Annotated in this window: 15 protein-coding genes; 9 read left to right on the top strand and 6 right to left on the bottom strand. The window is 61.0% G+C overall.

What is annotated here, in order from left to right; genetic code table 11:
- Nucleotides 1–39 precede the first annotated feature (39 nt).
- The 4 genes from alr to C4J83_RS29470 all read left to right on the top strand — a co-directional run bounded on the left by alr (nt 40) and on the right by C4J83_RS29470 (nt 4,433).
- Nucleotides 40–1,113 carry an alanine racemase gene (alr, locus tag C4J83_RS29485; protein ID WP_119737240.1) on the top strand — a complete coding sequence of 358 codons (1,074 nt, stop codon included), beginning with the start codon at nt 40–42 and terminating at the stop codon, nt 1,111–1,113.
- Nucleotides 1,114–1,229: 116 nt separating this feature from the next.
- Nucleotides 1,230–1,778 carry a cupin domain-containing protein gene (locus C4J83_RS29480; RefSeq protein ID WP_106575843.1) on the top strand — a complete coding sequence of 183 codons (549 nt, stop codon included), beginning with the start codon at nt 1,230–1,232 and terminating at the stop codon, nt 1,776–1,778.
- Nucleotides 1,779–1,960: 182 nt separating this feature from the next.
- Complete coding sequence (locus C4J83_RS29475; protein ID WP_099488297.1) at nt 1,961–2,377, top strand: c-type cytochrome; 417 nt, start codon at nt 1,961–1,963, stop codon at nt 2,375–2,377.
- A 133-nt stretch (nt 2,378–2,510) separates the two neighbouring features.
- On the top strand, nt 2,511–4,433 hold the full coding sequence (locus tag C4J83_RS29470; protein WP_124418745.1) for an acetyl-CoA hydrolase/transferase C-terminal domain-containing protein: 1,923 nt from the start codon (nt 2,511–2,513) through the stop codon (nt 4,431–4,433).
- 150 nt (nt 4,434–4,583) lie between these two features.
- Here C4J83_RS29470 and C4J83_RS29465 read toward each other — a convergent pair whose 3' ends face one another.
- Nucleotides 4,584–5,156, bottom strand: coding sequence for a xanthine phosphoribosyltransferase (locus tag C4J83_RS29465; protein WP_094948722.1), 573 nt, complete (start codon nt 5,154–5,156; stop codon nt 4,584–4,586).
- A 58-nt stretch (nt 5,157–5,214) separates the two neighbouring features.
- Nucleotides 5,215–7,224, bottom strand: coding sequence for a DNA helicase Rep (gene rep / locus C4J83_RS29460; protein WP_053258644.1), 2,010 nt, complete (start codon nt 7,222–7,224; stop codon nt 5,215–5,217).
- Nucleotides 7,225–7,493: 269 nt separating this feature from the next.
- Between rep and C4J83_RS29455 the strand changes: the two genes are divergently transcribed.
- Nucleotides 7,494–9,158 carry a putative bifunctional diguanylate cyclase/phosphodiesterase gene (locus C4J83_RS29455; RefSeq protein ID WP_106575841.1) on the top strand — a complete coding sequence of 555 codons (1,665 nt, stop codon included), beginning with the start codon at nt 7,494–7,496 and terminating at the stop codon, nt 9,156–9,158.
- Between the two features lie 138 nt (nt 9,159–9,296).
- Here C4J83_RS29455 and C4J83_RS29450 read toward each other — a convergent pair whose 3' ends face one another.
- Complete coding sequence (locus C4J83_RS29450; protein ID WP_124418744.1) at nt 9,297–10,700, bottom strand: NorM family multidrug efflux MATE transporter; 1,404 nt, start codon at nt 10,698–10,700, stop codon at nt 9,297–9,299.
- Nucleotides 10,701–10,837: 137 nt separating this feature from the next.
- Between C4J83_RS29450 and C4J83_RS29445 the strand changes: the two genes are divergently transcribed.
- Nucleotides 10,838–11,758, top strand: a complete 921-nt coding sequence (locus tag C4J83_RS29445) for a LysR substrate-binding domain-containing protein (protein ID WP_124418743.1) — start codon at nt 10,838–10,840, stop codon at nt 11,756–11,758.
- 177 nt (nt 11,759–11,935) lie between these two features.
- Entirely contained in the window at nt 11,936–13,912 is a 1,977-nt protein-coding gene (locus C4J83_RS29440) for a methyl-accepting chemotaxis protein (protein ID WP_106575838.1), read from the top strand.
- Nucleotides 13,913–13,915: 3 nt separating this feature from the next.
- Here the strand turns inward: C4J83_RS29440 and C4J83_RS29435 are convergent, their stop codons facing one another.
- Entirely contained in the window at nt 13,916–14,830 is a 915-nt protein-coding gene (locus tag C4J83_RS29435; RefSeq protein WP_177416163.1) for an ABC transporter six-transmembrane domain-containing protein, read from the bottom strand.
- A gap of 113 nt (nt 14,831–14,943) precedes the next feature.
- Between C4J83_RS29435 and C4J83_RS29430 the strand changes: the two genes are divergently transcribed.
- Nucleotides 14,944–15,522 carry a TetR/AcrR family transcriptional regulator gene (locus C4J83_RS29430; RefSeq protein WP_124418741.1) on the top strand — a complete coding sequence of 193 codons (579 nt, stop codon included), beginning with the start codon at nt 14,944–14,946 and terminating at the stop codon, nt 15,520–15,522.
- Between the two features lie 208 nt (nt 15,523–15,730).
- Here the strand turns inward: C4J83_RS29430 and C4J83_RS29425 are convergent, their stop codons facing one another.
- Together C4J83_RS29425 and C4J83_RS29420 are read right to left on the bottom strand one after the other, a co-directional pair.
- Entirely contained in the window at nt 15,731–17,227 is a 1,497-nt protein-coding gene (locus C4J83_RS29425) for a YifB family Mg chelatase-like AAA ATPase (protein ID WP_106575835.1), read from the bottom strand.
- A 213-nt stretch (nt 17,228–17,440) separates the two neighbouring features.
- Nucleotides 17,441–17,704 (bottom strand): accessory factor UbiK family protein, encoded by a 264-nt coding sequence (locus tag C4J83_RS29420; RefSeq protein WP_058421153.1) that lies wholly within the window; start codon nt 17,702–17,704, stop codon nt 17,441–17,443.
- A 423-nt stretch (nt 17,705–18,127) separates the two neighbouring features.
- Between C4J83_RS29420 and glnK the strand changes: the two genes are divergently transcribed.
- On the top strand, nt 18,128–18,466 hold the full coding sequence (gene glnK / locus C4J83_RS29415) for a P-II family nitrogen regulator (protein WP_002555808.1): 339 nt from the start codon (nt 18,128–18,130) through the stop codon (nt 18,464–18,466).
- Nucleotides 18,467–18,470: the final 4 nt, after the last annotated feature.

Raw genomic sequence — 18,470 nt, 5'->3', positions numbered from 1 at the left:
CGGTTTTTTCTTCACTCTGCCGCCTAGAAGCCTGCCGCCATGCGTCCTGCCCGTGCCCTGATCGACCTCCAAGCCCTGCGCCACAATTACCAACTGGCCCGTGAAGTCACGGGGGCCAAGGCCCTCGCCGTGGTCAAGGCCGATGCCTATGGCCATGGCGCCGTGCGCGTGGCCCAGGCGCTGGAAGCCGAGGCCGACGGGTTTGCCGTGGCCTGCATCGAAGAGGCACTGGAGCTGCGGGCCGCCGGGATTCGCGCGCCGGTATTGCTGCTGGAAGGCTTTTTTGAAGCTGACGAACTGCCGCTGATTATCGAGCACGATATGTGGTGCGTGGTGCATTCGCTGTGGCAGTTGGACGCGATTGAGCAGGCCCGGTTGAGCAAGCCGCTGACCATCTGGCTCAAATTGGATTCGGGCATGCATCGTGTCGGCCTGCATCCCAAGGATTACCACGAGGCTTATCAGCGCCTGCTGGCCAGCGGTAAAGTGGCGAAAATCGTATTGATGAGCCACTTCGCCCGTGCCGACGAGCTCGACTGTGTACGCAGCAATGAACAAGTGGCGGTGTTTGAAGCGGCGCGCCAAGGTTTGTCGGCCGAAGTCAGCCTGCGTAACTCGCCTTCCGTGATGGGCTGGCCGAACGTGTCCAGCGACTGGGTGCGCCCAGGCATCATGCTCTACGGCGCCACGCCGTTTGGTGAAGACCAGGCCATCGCCGCGCGCTTGCAGCCGGTGATGACGCTGGAATCCAAGGTCATCTGCGTGCGCGAACTGCCGGCCGGCGAGCCGGTGGGCTACGGCGCCAAGTTCATCACACCCAAACCGATGCGGATCGGCGTGGTCGCCATGGGCTATGCCGATGGCTATCCACGTCACGCGCCAACTGGCACACCGGTGTTGGTGGCGGGCCAGCGCAGCCAGTTGCTGGGCCGCGTATCCATGGACATGCTGTGTGTCGACCTCACCGACGTGCCGCAGGCCGGGCTCGGTTCCACCGTGGAGCTGTGGGGCAAAACTATTCTCGCCAGCGACGTTGCGACTGCTGCCGAGACCATTCCCTATCAGATCTTCTGCAACCTGCGCCGCGTGCCAAGGCTCTATTGCGGGGCCTAAGCGCTGCCTACGAGTGAAGCCGGCCGGGATTTAGGCCCAAGTGTTGTAAATACTGAACGCTGTCGCCATGATAACGCTCAATTACAACAAAGCCTGAATCCTAGGAGGCTCCTGCATTGGACGTCGGCGAACGACTGCAATCCATCCGTAAACTGAAGGGTCTTTCCCAGCGCGAGCTCGCCAAGCGCGCGGGTGTCACCAACAGCACCATTTCGATGATCGAAAAAAACAGTGTCAGCCCCTCGATCAGCTCCTTGCGCAAGGTGCTGGGCGGCATTCCCATGTCGATGGTCGAATTCTTTTCCGAGGAGATCCTCCAGGAAAAACCGACCCAGGTCGTCTATAAAGCCAATGAGCTGATCGACATATCGGACGGCGCCGTCACTATGAAACTCGTGGGCCGCGCACACCCGAGCCGGGCGATTGCGTTTCTGAACGAGATTTACCCGCCGGGCGCCGACACTGGCGAAGAAATGCTCACCCACGAAGGCGAGGAAACCGGGATTCTAGTGGAAGGTCGCCTGGAATTGGTGGTCGGTCTTGAAACTTTTGTGCTCGAAGCCGGCGATAGCTACTACTTTGAAAGCACCAAGCCGCATCGTTTTCGCAACCCGTTCGATGTGCCGGCGCGACTAATCAGCGCAGCCACACCCGCGAACTTTTGACACAAGAGGCGTGCTGCCAGCGTTGCAGACACACCCGTAGCTGTATTCCGCAGGGCTGAATCTCCCTTTATTTAATAGGGTTGTTTCGGCCGGACGGGCTAACCGTTATACTTTCGCCGCCTGCGAAACCGTGGCCGCAGGCGTGAATAGCCACCATTGAGGGTGAACGCGTGAACCTAATTATGAAAATGCTGGCTGCACCAGCAACCGTACTGGCCCTATGGGCTGTCAGCGCTCAAGCTGCGACCAATGATGAAATTGCCAAGCGCCTGGAGCCTGTCGGCCAAGTCTGTGTTCAGGGCCAGGAATGCAAAGGCATGGAAGTGGCGGTGGCAGCCGGTGGCGGCGGCGGTGCAAAAACACCGGATGACGTGATCGCCAAGCACTGCAACGCCTGCCACGGCACCGGCCTGTTGGGCGCACCGAAAATTGGTGACACCGCGGCGTGGAAAGACCGTGCCGACCACCAAGGCGGCCTCGATGGCCTGCTGGCCAAGGCGATTACCGGCCTGAACGCCATGCCGCCCAAAGGCACCTGTGCCGATTGCTCGGATGCCGAGCTTAAAGGTGCGATCGAGAAGATGTCGGGTTTGAAGTAAACCGATCTTCGCCAAAAAAGCCGCTGCCCAGCGGCTTTTTTGTGCCTGGGATTTGTACTTCGAGACTGTTCATTGCAGCAAAGACCCGGCAAGCTCGGTCCAACCCCTAATCATGGAATGTCAGGAGGGTCGGATGGTGCAGTTGTGTTCAATCGAGCAAGCAGTTGACGACGTATTGGCGCGCTTGCCCGCGCATATCCACATGGGCATGCCGCTGGGCCTGGGCAAGCCCAACCTGTTCGTCAATGCGCTGTACCGGCGTATCGCCAAGTTGCCGGAGCGCGCGCTGACAATCTACACCGCGCTGGCCCTGGGTCGTCCGACCTTGGGCGATGGTTTGCAGAAGCGCTTTCTCGAGCCCTTCATCGAACGCGTCTTTGGCGACTACCCCGAGCTGGATTTTCTTGCCGACCTGCAAAAGGACAGTCTGCCCGCGAACATCCGCGTGCAGCAGTTCTTCATGCAGCCCGGCAGCCTGCTCCACAGCGCATCGGCGCAACAGGATTACGTCAGCAGCAATTACAGTCACGCGGCGCGCGACATCAACGCCGCCGGCCTGAATCTGGTGGCGCAACTGGTGGCCAGCAGCACTGAGCATCCGGATCGCCTGAGCTTGAGCTGCAACCCCGACATCACACTCGACCTGCTGCCGATGATCGAGAAGCGTCGCGATGCTGGCGAAACTATCCTGATCGTTGGCCAAGTGCATTCCGATCTGCCCTACATGCCGGGCGATGCTGAACTGGGCATGGACGCGTTCGATTACCTGATTGACGCAAAGGACAGCACCACACTGTTTTCCACGCCGAACATGCCGGTGGGTTTTCAGGACCACTTTATCGGCCTGCATGCCAGCACCCTGGTGCGCGATGGCGGCACGTTGCAGATCGGTATCGGCTCCATGGGCGACGCGCTGACCGCCGCCTTACTGGCGCGCCAGGCGGATAACGAGGCCTATCGACTGCTGCTCACCGACCTTGATGTGTATCAGTGGGCGCCCCTGATCAGCCGCGAAGGCGGTGTGTCGCCCTTTGCCCGTGGCCTGTATGGCTGCAGCGAAATGTTCGTCAACGGCCTGCTGGTACTGGCTGACGCCGGCATTATCCGGCGCAAGGTTTACCCGGATGTGGCGACCCAGGCGCAAGCCAATGCCGGCATGCTGGATGACGCGGCGCAACCTGACGGCGTGTCGATCCATGGCGGTTTCTTCCTCGGGCCGCGCAGTTTTTACCAGCGCTTGCAGGAAATGACTCACGGCAAGCGTCTCGAATTCAACATGACTCGCATCAGCTACATCAATGAGCTGTATGGCCAGGAAGAGCTCAAGCGCCTGCAACGCCTGGACGCGCGGTTTATCAACAGCGCAATCATGGTGACCTTGCTCGGCGCAGGTGTGGCCGATCAGCTGGAAGATGGCCGCGTGCTCAGCGGCGTCGGCGGGCAGTACAACTTTGTTGCCCAGGGCCATGCATTGGAAGGCGCACGTTCGATCCTGATCCTGCGCAGCTGGCGCGAGTCGGCCGGGGAGGTCAGTTCCAATATCGTCTGGGAGTACGGCCACTGCACCATTCCTCGGCACCTGCGCGATATCGTCATCACCGAGTACGGGATTGCCGATTTGCGTGGGCAGACAGATGCCAAGGTGATCGAGGCGCTGCTGAAAATCACCGACTCGCGCTTTCAAAACGACTTGATCGAACAGGCGCAAAAGGCCGGCAAGCTGCCCAAGGATTTCGAGCTGGACCCACGCTTTGCCGACAATACGCCGGAGCGGCTCAAGGGTATTCAGGCGCGGCATCACCGGCTGTTTCCGGAGTATCCGCTGGGCACTGACTTCACGGATGAGGAGAAGGATCTGCTGCGCGCGCTGAATTGGCTCAAGAGCAAATTCAAGCTGACCGAGATTCTGGAGTTGGGCAAGGCGGCACTGGATGCACCGGAGCCGGAGGCGTTTCCCAAGCATCTGGAGCGGATGCGATTGGATCAGCCGGAGGGGTTGAAAGAGGATCTGTACCAGCGTTTGCTGCTCGCCGGTCTACAGGCCACCGCACACTAAAAACCACCTCGAAACCAACTGTGGGAGGGGGCTTGGCCCCGATCGCGGTGTATCAGTCACCCAATGTGTTGGCTGACCCACTGCTATCGGGGGCAAGCCCCCTCCCACATTTTGAGTTGCGCCCACCCCAAATATTTGGGGTGTTATCGATTACTCGATGAAAGTAACCACACCACCGGCCAACGACTTCACCCGCGCCAGCGACTCAACCCGATAACCCTGCGCATCCAGCTCGGCACGGCCACCCTGGAACGACTTCTCGATCACAATCCCCAGGCCTGCGACGGTCGCGCCGGCTTGTTTGATGATCGAGATCAGCGCCTGGGACGCCTTGCCGTTGGCCAGGAAGTCATCGATCACCAGCACGCGGTCGCTGCTGGTCAGGTGGCGCGGCGAGATCGCCACAGTGCTTTCGACCTTCTTGGTGAACGAGTACACCGTTGCCGACAGCAGGTTCTCGGTCAGCGTCAGGGACTGCTGCTTACGCGCGAAAATCACCGGTACGCCCAGGTTCAGGCCGGTCATGATCGCCGGCGCAATGCCCGAGGCCTCGATGGTGACGATCTTGGTGATGCCCGAGTCCTTGAAGCGCTCGGCGAATTCGTCGCCGATCAGTTTCATCAGCGCCGGGTCGATCTGGTGGTTCAGAAAGGCGTCGACCTTGAGTACCTGATCGGAAAGCACGATGCCTTCTTCGCGAATTTTCTTGTGCAGTGCTTCCACGGAAAGCTTCCTCTAATGGCGCGGTGTGCGCCGAAAGTAGATTAAAAAGTAGTCGATTCTAGCGCTTTAACATCGCGCGTATATCCGCCAAGGCGGTATTGCCGCGAACGGCCTTCACCTCGGTCGGGGTGTCGTCATTGCCTTCCCAGGCCAGATCGTCCGGCGGTAGCTCGTCGAGGAACCGGCTGGGGGCACAGTCGATGATTTCGCCGTATTGCTTACGCTTGGCGGCGAAGGTGAAGGCCAGCGTCTGACGCGCGCGGGTAATGCCCACGTAGGCCAGGCGCCGTTCTTCTTCGATCGTGTCGGCTTCGATGCTGGAGCGGTGCGGGAGGATTTCCTCTTCCATGCCCATGATGAACACGTAGGGGAATTCCAGGCCCTTGGAGGCATGCAAGGTCATCATCTGCACGCCTTCGGCGCCGTCTTCCTCTTCCTGCTGGCGCTCGAGCATGTCGCGCAGCACCAGCTTGCCGATGGCGTCTTCGACGGTCATTTCGCCGTCTTCGTCTTTTTCCAGGGTGTTTTTCAGCGCTTCGATCAAGAACCAGACGTTGCCCATGCGGTAATCCGCGGCTTTGTCGCTGGAACTGTTGGTGCGCAGCCAGTTTTCATAGTCGATGTCCATGACCATGCTGCGCAGCGCGCTGATCGGGTCTTCGCCGGCGCACTGCTCGCGCACCTTGTCCATGAAGCGCTTGAAGCGCGACAGGCGGTCAGTGAAGCGTGTGTCCAGGTGCTCGCCCAGGCCGATTTCGTCGGTGGCGGCGTACATCGAGATTTTGCGTTCCGTGGCGTAGTTGCCGAGCTTTTCCAGCGTAGTCGAACCGATTTCCCGGCGTGGGACGTTGATCACGCGCAGGAAGGCGTTATCGTCGTCCGGGTTCACGATCAGGCGGAAGTAAGCCATCAGGTCTTTCACTTCCTGACGTCCGAAAAAGCTGTTGCCCCCCGACAGGCGATACGGCACCTGGTGGTGCTGCAATTTCAGTTCGATCAGCTTGGCCTGGTAGTTGCCGCGGTACAGGATCGCAAAGTCGCTGTAGGGGCGGTCGGTGCGCAAGTGCAGGCTGAGGATTTCGACGGCCACGCGCTCGGCTTCGGCGTCTTCATTGCGGCAGCGGATCACGCGGATTTCGTCGCCGTGGCCCATCTCGCTCCACAGTTGTTTTTCAAACTCGTGGGGGTTGTTGGAGATGAGCACGTTGGCGCAACGCAGGATACGGCTGGTGGAGCGGTAGTTCTGCTCCAGCATCACCACTTTCAGGGACGGATAGTCGTCCTTGAGCAGCATCAGGTTTTCCGGGCGCGCACCGCGCCAGGCATAGATCGACTGGTCGTCGTCGCCCACCACGGTGAACTGGTTGCGCGTGCCGATCAGCATTTTTACCAGCAAGTACTGGCTGGCGTTGGTGTCCTGGTACTCGTCCACCAGCAGGTAGCGGACCTTGTTCTGCCATTTTTCGAGGATGTCGGCGTGTTCCTCGAACAGCTTTACCGGCAGCAGGATCAGGTCGTCAAAGTCCACCGCGTTGAATGCCTTGAGCGTGCGCTGGTAGTGGGTGTAGACGATGGCGGCGGTCTGTTCCTTGGGGTTGCGTGCGTTTTCCAGGGCCTGGGGCGGCAGGATCAGGTCGTTTTTCCAGGCGCCGATCATGTTCTTGATCTCATCCACGCCGTCGTCGCCTGCGTATTCCTTTTGCATGATGTCGGTCATCAGCGACTTCACATCGGTTTCGTCGAAAATCGAGAAACCGGGCTTGTAGCCCAGCCGCGCATGCTCCTTGCGGATGATGTTCAGGCCCAGGTTGTGGAAGGTACACACGGTGAGACCACGGCCTTCGCCGCCCTTGAGCAGCGTGCCGACACGCTCTTTCATTTCGCGCGCCGCCTTGTTGGTAAAGGTCATGGCGACGATGTACTGGGCGCGGATGCCACAGTTCTGGATCAGGTGCGCGATCTTGCGGGTAATCACGCTGGTCTTGCCGGAGCCTGCGCCGGCGAGCACCAATAGAGGGCCGCCGACGTAGTTCACGGCTTCTTGCTGCCGGGGATTGAGTCGGGACATACAGAATTCAGGGAGTCGTTGTTCAAAAGGGCGGGCATTTTAACAGGCTCGCAGGATTCTGCTCTCACAGAACGACAGTGTGACGTACCACTCGATCTAAATTTGCCGGTTTTGATACTTTGCCGCAGGATGTGGGGGCCTTCTGTCCTTGAAGATCGGGACGAATGCTTACAGCCAGCGTATTTGATAACCCTTATCATTGGTGATTATCAGGCCGCGCGTCATAATGCCCGCCGCCAACGAAATTTTGCAGAGTCTAGGGAGCTAGCTTGTCTACGCCTGTCGAACCCTTGCGTTTGCTGCTACTGGCCGATGAGCCAGCGTGGGCAGCGTTGTTGCGCGAGTGCCTGGCGCCGATGGGCGATGGGGCTGTGCTGATCAGTGCGCCCAACTGGGACTCGGTGAGTCGTCTGTTCGATGACGACCACACGGCCGTGTTATTGACCACGCCCAGCCTGCAACCCGGCCCTGGCCGCTGCAACCTGCCGTGCGTATTGCTGCTGGAGCAGGAACCGCTGGTTTCCCCGCTGGGTGTCAGCGATTGGTTGATCCGTGAGGTGTTGGATGCCGATACATTGCGCCGCTGCCTGCGCCATGTCCGCGAGCGCGGCGTGCTGGAGACCACCTTGCAGCGTCTGGCCGAACAGGACCCGCTCACCGGGATCGCCAATCGCCAGGGTTTCCAGACCCTGCTGGCGGCGCGGCTGGTTGAAAACGAAGGCCGCGGCCTGGCGCTCGGCCATCTTGACCTCGATAACTTTCGCCATGCCAACGACGCTCTAGGCCACCAGGCCGGCGACCGGTTGATCCTGCAAGTGGTTTCGCGCCTCAAGAGCCAGCTCGAAGCCGGGGACCAGTTGGCGCGCCTGGGCAGCGATGAGTTCGCCCTGCTGATCGATACGCGCCGCGCGCCCCAGCGTGCCGAATGGATGGCCGAACGCATCACCGAAGCCATGGCCGAACCCTATTGGGTGGATGGCGAAAGCCTGTTGATCGGCTGCAGCCTGGGCGTGGCGCATGCCCGCGCGCGTGCTGGCGCCGACCCACTGATGTGGCACGCGCACATCGCCATGCAGCAAGCCAAAAGTACGCAAGGCTGCACCTTTCATATCTTCAACGAACGCATCAACCGCAACGCGCGCAGCCTGGCCGACCTGGAAAGTGAACTGCGCCGCGCATTGCGTCGCGACGAGCTGGAACTGCACTACCAGCCGCGCCTGGACCTGGACGACGGGCATATTGTCGGCCTGGAAGCCTTGGTGCGCTGGCGCCATGGCGAACGCGGTCTGTTGCCACCCAGCGAGTTCGTGCCACTGGCCGAACAGAGCGGCCTGATTGTGCCGCTGGGCTACTGGGTGATCTCCCGTGCCCTGCGCGACATGCAAGACCTGCGCGAACGAGGCCTGCCGCCGCTGCACATGGCGGTCAACCTGTCGTTTCGCCAGTTCCAGGACAGCCAACTGCTCTCGACCCTCAGCCGGCTGATTGCCGAGCGCGGCGTGGAAGCGCAGTGGCTGGAGTTCGAATTGACCGAAACCGCCGTAATGCGCCGCAGTGACTTGGTCAAACAAACCATGGACGCCCTCGGCCGCCTGGGCGTGCGGTTTTCCCTGGATGACTTTGGCACCGGATTTTCATCGTTCGTGCACCTCAACAGCCTGCCGATTGCCCTGTTGAAGATCGACAAGAGCTTTGTCGGCGGCATGGAAGAGCGCGAAGAGAATCGCAAGCTGGTGCACGCCATGATCAACCTGGCGCACAACCTCAACCTGGAAGTGGTGGCTGAAGGCGTGGAAACGCCCGAGCAGTTGGCGCTGTTGCGCTTGTTCGGTTGCGACCAGGCGCAGGGTTATTTGATCAGCAAGCCGTTGCCGTTGCCGGAATTGGTGGAGTATTTGACGTTTGGCAAGAGCCAGCAGGCTTTGCTGGGTTGAAGTGCGAACCCAATCAACTGTAGGAGCTGGCTTGTGTGGGAGCTGGCTTGCCTGCGATGCAGACACCTCGGTGTGTCAGGCATAACCAGGTGATGCCATCGCAGGCAAGCCAGCTCCCACATTGAACGAGTACAGTCTCTAGTCGGGTTGCATGGCTTGAAACTCAGCACGAATTTCCGGCTCCCGCCTAATCATCCGCTTCATCTTCGCCTCAAACGCCCAGGTCAAACTGACGGCCGCACACGCCAGCCCAAGCGCCAAGCCCCACCACACACCGGTCGGCCCCCAGCCGAGGATGAACGCCATCAACCACGCCGCCGGCGCGCCGATCAGCCAGTAGCAACCCAAGCCCACCAGAAAGGTCGTCTTGGCGTCCTTCAACCCACGAATGCAGCCCATGGCGATGGTCTGCACACCGTCGAACAATTCGAACCAGGCCGCCACGGCCAGCAGGCTGACGGCCAGGACGATTACGTCATGGAAAGCCGGGTCGTTATGGTCGAGGAACAGCCCGATAAGCGCATCGGAAAACAGCCACAGCACTGCGGCAAATCCCAACATCACTGCCGCACCGAATCCGATGCCGACACGCCCGGCCATGCGCGCCTGCAGCAACTGTCCGGCGCCGTAATGCTGGCCGATGCGCATGGTGATCGCGTATGACATTCCCGCCGGCACCATGAACGCTACCGAGACGATTTGCAGGGCAATCTGATGCGCCGCCAGTTGCGTACTGCCCATGGTGCCCATGCACAGCGCCGCGAAGGCAAACAAGCCGACCTCCACCGCATAGGTGCCGCCAATCGGCAGGCCCAGGCGCCACAGCTCGCGCAGATATAGGGTGTTGAGGCGCAGCAGGCCTGAACTCAGCGGGTAGGCGGCGTAAGCCCGGTTACTGCGGATATACCACATCAGCGCCAAAGCCATGCTGTTAGCGACAATCGCGGTGACCAGGCCAATACCCATCAATCCCAGTTTCGGCAGGCCGAACATGCCTTCTATCAAGGCGTGGTTGAGGAAGTAGTTGAGCACCGTGCCGCCCAGGCTGATCACCATCACCGGCGTGGCTTTGCCGATAGCGCTGGTAAAGCCGCGCAAGGCCATGAAGCTCAGGTAGCCGGGCAGAGCGAACGGCAGGATGGTCAGAAATTGCCCCGCCGCGTGCACGTTGGTTTCGGTCTGGCCAAACATCAGCAATACGGGCTTGAGGTTCCACAGCAGCAAGCCGGCCACCAATGCCATCAGCCAGGCGAGCCACAGCCCGGCCTGGGTCAGGCGGGTGGCGCCTTCGATGTCGCCCGCGCCTTGGCGAATGGCCACAAGCGTGCCGACTGCAGCAATCACGCCGATGCAGAAAATCGCCACGAACGAATAGCTCGCTGCGCCCAGGCCGCCACCGGCGAGGGCTTCGGGGCTCAGGCGGGCCATCATCAGGGTGTCGGTCAGCACCATCAACATGTGCGCCAACTGTGAGGCAATCAACGGCCCCGACAGCCGCAGAATGGCCCAGAGTTCAGTACGCACCGGATGCTGCATGATCATCACGCTCAAAAAGTCAGAGGGTTAGGGAAGGGTGGATTCTCGGCGCTCCTGAGGCATTACACAAAAGGATAAAAGCGATCGTTCGCATGATTAAAACTCATGGTAGGGTTTGGTCTTGCTCTGTCGGAAGTTTCCCTATGCCACGTCGTCTCCCTCCGTTGTACGCCTTGCGCGCATTTGAGGCCGCTTCACGGCACAACTCCTTTACCCGCGCGGCAGAGGAGCTGTCGATCACGCAAAGTGCCGTCAGCCGGCATATCCGCACACTCGAAGAGCATTTTGCCTGCCGCCTGTTCCAGCGCAGCGGCCGCAACCTGCAGCTCACCGAAGCGGCGCGCTTGCTGCTGCCCGGCGTGCGCGAGGGTTTTGCTGCGCTGGAGCGGGCCTGCCACACCCTGAATGCCGAAGACGACATCCTGCGCATGAAAGCGCCGTCGACCCTGACCATGCGCTGGTTGCTGGCGCGGCTCAGCCGCTTCCGGGCGTTGCAGCCGGGCAACGAGGTGCAACTGACCAGTGCGTGGATGAGCGTGGACGAAGTGGACTTCAACCAGGAGCCGTTCGACTGCGCGGTGTTGCTGAGTTATGGGCATTTTCCGGCGGACTGGGAAGCCAGTTACCTGTTCCCCGAACTGCTGATCCCCGTGGGCGCCCCCAACCTGCTGGCAGACGGGCCGTGGGACGTAACGCGTCTAGCGTGCGCTGAGCTGCTGCACCCCACGCCCGACCGCCGCGACTGGCGCAATTGGCTGCAGCGCATGGGGCTTGCATCTCAGGTCTCGCTCAAGGGCGGGCAGGTGTTCGACACGCTTGAGCTGGGCATGATCGCCGCAGCACGGGGTTACGGGGTGTCGATGGGCGATTTGCTGATGGTCGCCGAAGACGTGGCCCAGGGAAGATTGAGCCTGCCGTGGCCGACCGCCGTGGCCAGTGGCGAAAATTACTACCTGGTGTGGCCGAAAACCCGCCCTGGTGGCGAGCGTTTAAGGCGCCTGGCGGAATTCCTTCAAGGTGAGGTCAAGGCCATGGAGTTGCCCCAAGTCGAGCGCCTTGACTGAAGCGTTACCGGCCTTTTGTGCAATCGTTTGCGCGATACCCCTGTGAATCGCTCAAGTATTCCCCGCGCCCGCCGAATAAGGTGTGTTGGAACTACCGTGCACCAACGTTTCCCACTAGATAATTTGCCGAGTAGCGCTATGAGATCAGGATGATCCTGGCCTCGGCCAGGAGCTGTCATGTCTCAACCTCGCGCTCGGATTGCCTCCCAGTTAGGCCTCGCATTAGCCGTGATACTGGCTGTCGTCATCAGCGGCAGTACGGTTTTCGCCTTGCGGTCGCTCGACTCCGCCAACCTCGACACCCGCGAGGAACACCTGGCCAGCGAAGCGCGTTTGCTCGCCGACCAACTCAATACCTTCCACAGCACCTTGCGCGAAAGTACCCAGCGTTTGAGCGGGCTGTTTGAAAAGCGCTTCGGTGCGGGGTTGAGTGTGCGCGGCGAGCAGCAGGTCGCAGTGGCGGGTGTGCAAACCCCGAGCCTGTTCCTGGGCAACGACCTGTTGAACAACGATTTCGATGAGGTCGATGAATTCAAGGACACCTCCGGCGGCGTGGCCACCGTGTTTGTGCGCAGCGGCGAAGACTTTGTCCGCATCAGCACCTCCCTGACCAAACAAGACGGCAGCCGCGCCATCGGTACGGCGCTGGACCACCAGCATCCGGCGTATCAACGCCTGCTTGCCGGGCAAAGTTACGTCGGCCGCGCCGTGCTGTTCGACCGCTCCTACATGACCCAATACACACCGGTGCGCGATGCCGGCGGCAAAGTGATTGCGGTGCTGTTTGTCGGTTTCGACTACACCGATGCCCAGAACGCCCAGTTTGAAAACCTCAAGCGCTTCCGTATCGGCCAGACGGGTTCCCTTGCGCTGCTGGACGAACAGAAGCACTGGCTGGTGCCACCGGCCGGCGTGCAGGCACTGGACCAGGCGGTACCGGTGATGCTCGACCTGGCCAAAAAGCCGGGCGAGGGGCGCTTCTGGAGCGACAAAAACGAAGATTTCTACAGCGTCTCGGTGCCGTTTGAAGGCGGCCCGTGGTCGGTGGTGGCGAGCATGCCGAAATCCGAAATTCGCGAGGTGACCTGGGCCGTTGGTATTCGCCTGGTGATTGGCAGCGTGTTGGCAATGTTGTTCGCGGTGGGCGCGGCGGTCTGGCTGTTGCGCAGTAAGTTGCAACCCTTGAGTGACCTCGTGCGTCAAGCCGAAGCCCTCGGCGCGGGTGACTTGAGTGCGCGCCTCAATGTGTCCAGTAACGACGAAATCGGCCAATTGGCGCGCAGCTTCAACCAGATGGGTGAAGCGCTGTCGACCATGGTCTCGCATATCCGCAAGGCCGCCGAAGAGGTCAACAGCCGTGCCCAGGCATTGTCCGGTTTGTCGGGTGGCGCCTATGAAGGCATGGAGCAGCAGTCCGGCGAAATCACCAGCATGGCCGGCGCGGTAGAAGAGTTCAGTGCTACCTCGCTGAACATCGCCGACAACATGGGCAACACCGAGCGGTTGGCCCAGGAAAACGCCCAGCAAACGCGCATCGGCCGCACCTCGATGCAGGAGGCATCGTCGTCGCTGGAACATATCGCCACCGCGCTGAACAGTACGGCCACGGTGATCAATACCTTGGGCCAGCGCTCCCAGGAAATCGGCGGGATCGTGGGCGTGATCACCTCGATTGCCGAACAGACCAACCTGCTGGCGCTCAACGCGGCCATCGAAGCCGCCCGCGCCGGTGAGCAAGGCCGTGGTTTTGCCGTGGTCGCCGACGAGGTGCGCAACCTGGCCTCGCGCACCCGCCAGGCTACTGATGAAATCTCCGGGATGATCCAGAGCATTCAGCAGGAAACCGGTAATGCCATCAGCACCATGGAACACGGCAATGCGTTGATGCAGGAAGGCCTGTCGCGCAACGCCGACGTGGCTTCAGCCCTGGCGCGTATCGACGAGCAAAGCCGCTCGGCCGGTCAGCAATTTGCGGCAATTACCACGGCAACCCAAGAGCAGAGCAGCACCGCGACCTTGCTCAGCAGCAACCTGCAAAGCATTGCGCTGGCCAACAGCGAGCAGCGTGAAGTGGTATCGAACCTGGCCGTTACCGCCAAGGAGCTGGAAACCCTGGCGGCGGGTTTGCGGCATGAGGTTGATCGGTTTCGTTGAGGCTTAGCGCTCGCCCAGGCCCGGGTCCACGCGTTTGCCGATGTCTTTGAGGCGCGCCAGTTGATCGACCATACCGGGCGCCTCGTCCAGGCTGCTGACGAAGGTCCACAGGTAGGTCATCACTGCGTACACGTGGCCGGCCTTTACCGCCGGCGACAACGCCAACTGGCTGATGGCGACCACAAACAGCAGGGCTGCCAGCGTGCCGATAAACAGGAACGCGGCGGCCTCGCGGTCTGACAGCCAGATGCGCAGGCGCGACAGCACTTGATAGTGGCGCTGCAAGGTGTGCGCACCGACCTTTTCCACCAGGCCGATTTCCTTCTCCAGGCGGTCATTCAGGCGCTCATGCAACTGCTGATTGCGCCGCGCAAAACGTGGCAGCAAGGTGGTGCACAACAGCAATGCACTCAGGCACGCCAGGCCGATCCACGGCTCGATCACCAGCAACATCACCGCCGCGCCGACGATCGAAACCAGCGCGGTGGAGATGATCGGCACGTGTTTTTCGAAGAAGTCCACAAAGTCCCGCGCCAATACCACCCGCGCCGCCGCGCGCGAGGTGCTGTGGTTTTGCAGGCGCTGGTTGAGAATCACCGGTACCGCGAGGTCGGCGTAGATTCGCGTGAAGGTGCGCGTGTCCAGCGCACGGCGTGCCGCCCCGACCACCCAGAATGCCAAAACCACCGCGGCGTAAAACAGCGCGCTGGCGGCATCGCCACGGATGATCGAATCCACCGCGAACCCGGCAAACAGCGGGTAGGCCAGCAGCAGCGCATTTTCCAACGCGACCAGTGACAGTGTGCAAAAGAGCTTGCCGGGATATGCGCGGGCGATTGCCTTGAGCGTCTGGCTGGCGGACTGTTGGCCGATTTTCTTGCTTTCTTCAATCAGGATTTGTGGGGTGACGGATGACATGGGTGCACCAAAGGAGTGATAGACGCTATTATTGAGCGACTGCTCAAGTATCCTTGAGCGACCGCTCAAAAAGCAAGCGCCACTCATCTTCCGACGCCTGAGGGAAATGCCGAATGTCGCGTATCGACCGTAAAGACCAGATCATCGCCGCCGCCCTGGAGCTGTTTCGCAACAAAGGGTTTGCCGATGTGTCCACCCGCGACCTGGCCGAACATGCCGGCCTGTCGCGCAGCCACGTTTACCACTACTTCAGCGATTGGAATGAACTGCGCCGGGAAGCCTTTGTGCGCTTTGCCAATGAACAGTTGGAGCAAGTGCGTGCGCCGCTGGTGGGCGTGGCACCGCTTGAGGCGCTGGTGGGTTTCTTGCGCGACTGCCTGCCGTGCACGGCCGACGCGGGCTGGGCGCTGTGGCTGGATGCCTGGGACGAAGCGATGCACGACCCGCAGATGGCCCAGGCGTACTTGGTGATCAACGCGCAGTGGCAGGGCATGCTTGCCGAGGTGATCGAGCGCGGCGTCGCTGCCAACGTTTTCCGCTGTGATGCGCCCCAACGCGCAGCCCGGCAGATCTTCGCCATGGCGATGGGGTATGCCGATGACCTGATGCTGAATCCTTCTACCGCGTCGGCAGAAGCGGTGCTGGATGAAGTCATGGAAGTGGCGAAGCTGTTGCTGGATTTCACCGCTTAGGCCTCCGCGCACTTTTGGCGGCCACCACATTCCTGCGTGGCGAGCGGGCGTGTCCCGCGTTGGAGTGCGAAGCGGTCCCAGTCCGGCTGCCATGTTTCAGCTGTTAGACCGCGTCGCCAATTTCTGGGGCTGCTGCGCAGCCCAACGCTGGGCAAGCCAGCTCGCTACAAGAAGCCCGTTCACTGCTAGGGCTGATGCTGGCCTCAGGCTAACCGACCGCCGCAGGCCGATATTGCAGTGCCTCGGCCAAGTGATGCCGAGCGATATTCTCAACCCGCTCAAGGTCTGCCAGCGTGCGCGCCACCTTGAGCAAGCGATGTGCCGCGCGCAGCGACAGCGTCAGCCGCTCGCAGGCGCTTTCCAGCCAGCCTTCATCGGCTTTCGCCAATTGGCAGTGTTTGCGTAACCCTGGCAAATCCAGAAAGGCATTGGCGCAACCCTGGCGCTTGAGTTGGCGCTCGCGGGCGTCGGCCACCTGTGCCGAGGCCTTCGCCGTGTTATCGCCAGGCGGCTGGGTCGGGTTTAGTGCTGTGGTTTCCCGGGCGACGGTAAGGTGCAAGTCGATCCGGTCCAGCAGGGGGCCGGAAAGTTTGTTGCGATAGCGCTGAATCTGCTCCGGCGTACACCGACAGCGCCCACTCGGTTCGCCCATATACCCGCAAGGGCAGGGGTTCATGGCCGCCACCAGTTGAAAGCGTGCCGGGAAACTCACTCGGTCGCGCGCACGGGAAATGACGATGTGTCCCGATTCAAGCGGTTCGCGCAGCACCTCCAGGACCTTGCGATCGAACTCCGGCAACTCATCCAGAAACAATACGCCGTGGTGGGCGAGGGTGATTTCCCCCGGTTGCGGTTTTGACCCGCCGCCCACCAGCGCCGGCCCCGAGGCCGAGTGGTGTGGCTGGCGGAACGGCCGGTGCGGCCAATGGCTCAGTGGTGCGAGGCTGACCACCGACTGGATCGCCGCCACTTCCAGCGCTTCCTGCTCGCTCAACGGCGGCAGCAACCCCGGCAGCCGGCTGGCCAGCAAGGTCTTGCCGGTGCCGGGCGGCCCGCTGAACAGCAGGTTATGCGCGCCTGCCGCAGCGATCAGCAGCGCGCGCTTGGCCGCCAGTTGGCCTTGTACTTCGCTCAGGTCTGGATAGGGTTTGTTCAAGTACTGCAAGCCATCGGACTTATAGGGCTCGATCGGCACCTGCCCATTCAGGTGCGCCACCACTTGCAGCAAGTGATCCACCGCAATCACTTTCAACCCCGAGGCCAGGCACGCCTCCTCGGCATTCGCCCGCGGCACTATCACGGTGCGTCCGGCCTTGCGGGCTGCCAGCGCTGCCGGCAACACGCCTTTGACTGCGCGTACTTCGCCGGACAGTGCCAATTCGCCCAGGCATTCCACGTCATCCAGCATCAACGACGGCACCTGCAGGCTTGCAGCCAGGATGCCCAAGGCAATCGCCAAGTCAAAACGCCCGCCGTCCTTGGGCAGGTCGGCGGGCGCGAGGTTGAGGGTGATGCGCCGGGCTGGGTATTGCAGCGCGCAGTTCAGGATGGCGCTGCGCACGCGGTCCTTGCTTTCCTTGACGGCGGTTTCCGGCAGACCCACCAGTGTCAGGGATGGCAGACCATTGGCCATGTGCACTTCAACCGTGACGGCAGGGGCTTCGACGCCAATCTGGGCGCGGCTGTGGACGATGGCGAGGGACATGCTCGTTCCTTGAGTGGAGGGCCGCTTCCTGCGGGTTTTTCAAGGGTAGACGAGGTGGCGAAGAGCGAGGCGGGGGAGGTTTTACAGAACGTATCCAGAGCGCAACGTAGACCAAATGTGGGAGCTGGCTTGCCTGCGATGGCATCGACTCGGTGTAACTGATACACCAAGGCGCCCGCATCGCAGGTAAGCCAGCTCCCACACTGAGCGTGTTTATTCAGCAGCAGGTGGCGTCAGCCGCGCTTCCAACTCCGCGACTTTCGCCTCGAGGCTCTCCAGCCGTGCACGCGTGCGGGCCAGCACCACCATTTGGCTGTCAAATTCTTCACGGCTCACCAGGTCGAGCTTGCTGAAGCCGCTTTGCAGCAGCGCCTTGAACTGGCTTTCGATTTCGTTGCGAGGCAGTGGGGTTTCGCCGCTGAACAGGCGAGAGGCGTGGCCGCTCAGGGCGTCGAGGAGATCTTTGGGCGCGAGCATGGGAAACATTCCGGAAAAACGGTTGGCGGGCAGTGTATCACGCAGCGTCTATAGTCTTTTTCACCGCCTGGCGCGCACGCTTTTCGCGCAGTGCTCCGGGCGGTCGCGCACTGTTTTTGTGCGCATTGGCGTCGCCAAAACGCCCCGCAGGTGGGCATAAGTGGGCAAAGGACTGATTTCAGTGATTTTTACGGAGCTGGCAAGCTTTCTGCTTAGACGATCATGACCCATGCACTGATGCAGTCGCTGTGACGAATGCAGTGCGCCGACGGATCAGGGGTACAGGTTTCGTCACCAGTGGTTCGCTGGCGTCGCAACGGTAAATGCCGAGGCGACGACGCGTTACAAAGCCAGGCACTGCGCTTAGACTTGAGACGGGTTTGTTTTCCTGGGGCAAGTCCACCAATTCGGGAGAGAGTTTTCATGAAGCTAGTCACTGCCATCATCAAGCCGTTCAAGTTGGACGATGTACGCGAGTCGCTGTCCGAGATCGGCGTGCAGGGCATTACCGTTACTGAGGTCAAAGGCTTCGGTCGGCAGAAGGGTCACACCGAGCTGTATCGCGGCGCGGAATACGTGGTCGATTTTCTGCCAAAGGTGAAGATTGATGTCGCCATTGACGACAAGGATCTTGACCGGGTTATCGAGGCGATAACCAAGGCGGCCAACACCGGCAAGATCGGTGACGGCAAGATCTTCGTGGTCAATCTGGAACAGGCTATTCGCATCCGTACCGGCGAAACCGATACCGACGCAATCTAAGCCG

This window comes from Pseudomonas sp. LBUM920 (assembly GCF_003852315.1).
Taxonomy (GTDB): Bacteria; Pseudomonadota; Gammaproteobacteria; order Pseudomonadales; family Pseudomonadaceae; genus Aquipseudomonas.
Note: the sequence above shows the minus strand (reverse complement) of the source record. Positions and strands in the feature narration are given on the sequence as shown.

What these genes read in the sequence shown, in the direction of transcription:
- alr (WP_119737240.1), top strand. Translation starts at nt 40, where the DNA reads ATGCGTCCTGCCCGTGCCCTGATCGACCTCCAAGCCCTGCGCCACAAT.
- C4J83_RS29475 (WP_099488297.1), top strand. Translation starts at nt 1,961, where the DNA reads ATGAAAATGCTGGCTGCACCAGCAACCGTACTGGCCCTATGGGCTGTC.
- C4J83_RS29470 (WP_124418745.1), top strand. Translation starts at nt 2,511, where the DNA reads ATGGTGCAGTTGTGTTCAATCGAGCAAGCAGTTGACGACGTATTGGCG.
- rep (WP_053258644.1), bottom strand. Translation starts at nt 7,224, where the DNA reads ATGTCCCGACTCAATCCCCGGCAGCAAGAAGCCGTGAACTACGTCGGC.
- C4J83_RS29450 (WP_124418744.1), bottom strand. Translation starts at nt 10,700, where the DNA reads ATGATCATGCAGCATCCGGTGCGTACTGAACTCTGGGCCATTCTGCGG.
- C4J83_RS29445 (WP_124418743.1), top strand. Translation starts at nt 10,838, where the DNA reads ATGCCACGTCGTCTCCCTCCGTTGTACGCCTTGCGCGCATTTGAGGCC.
- C4J83_RS29440 (WP_106575838.1), top strand. Translation starts at nt 11,936, where the DNA reads ATGTCTCAACCTCGCGCTCGGATTGCCTCCCAGTTAGGCCTCGCATTA.
- C4J83_RS29435 (WP_177416163.1), bottom strand. Translation starts at nt 14,830, where the DNA reads ATGTCATCCGTCACCCCACAAATCCTGATTGAAGAAAGCAAGAAAATC.
- C4J83_RS29430 (WP_124418741.1), top strand. Translation starts at nt 14,944, where the DNA reads ATGTCGCGTATCGACCGTAAAGACCAGATCATCGCCGCCGCCCTGGAG.
- C4J83_RS29425 (WP_106575835.1), bottom strand. Translation starts at nt 17,227, where the DNA reads ATGTCCCTCGCCATCGTCCACAGCCGCGCCCAGATTGGCGTCGAAGCC.
- C4J83_RS29420 (WP_058421153.1), bottom strand. Translation starts at nt 17,704, where the DNA reads ATGCTCGCGCCCAAAGATCTCCTCGACGCCCTGAGCGGCCACGCCTCT.
- glnK (WP_002555808.1), top strand. Translation starts at nt 18,128, where the DNA reads ATGAAGCTAGTCACTGCCATCATCAAGCCGTTCAAGTTGGACGATGTA.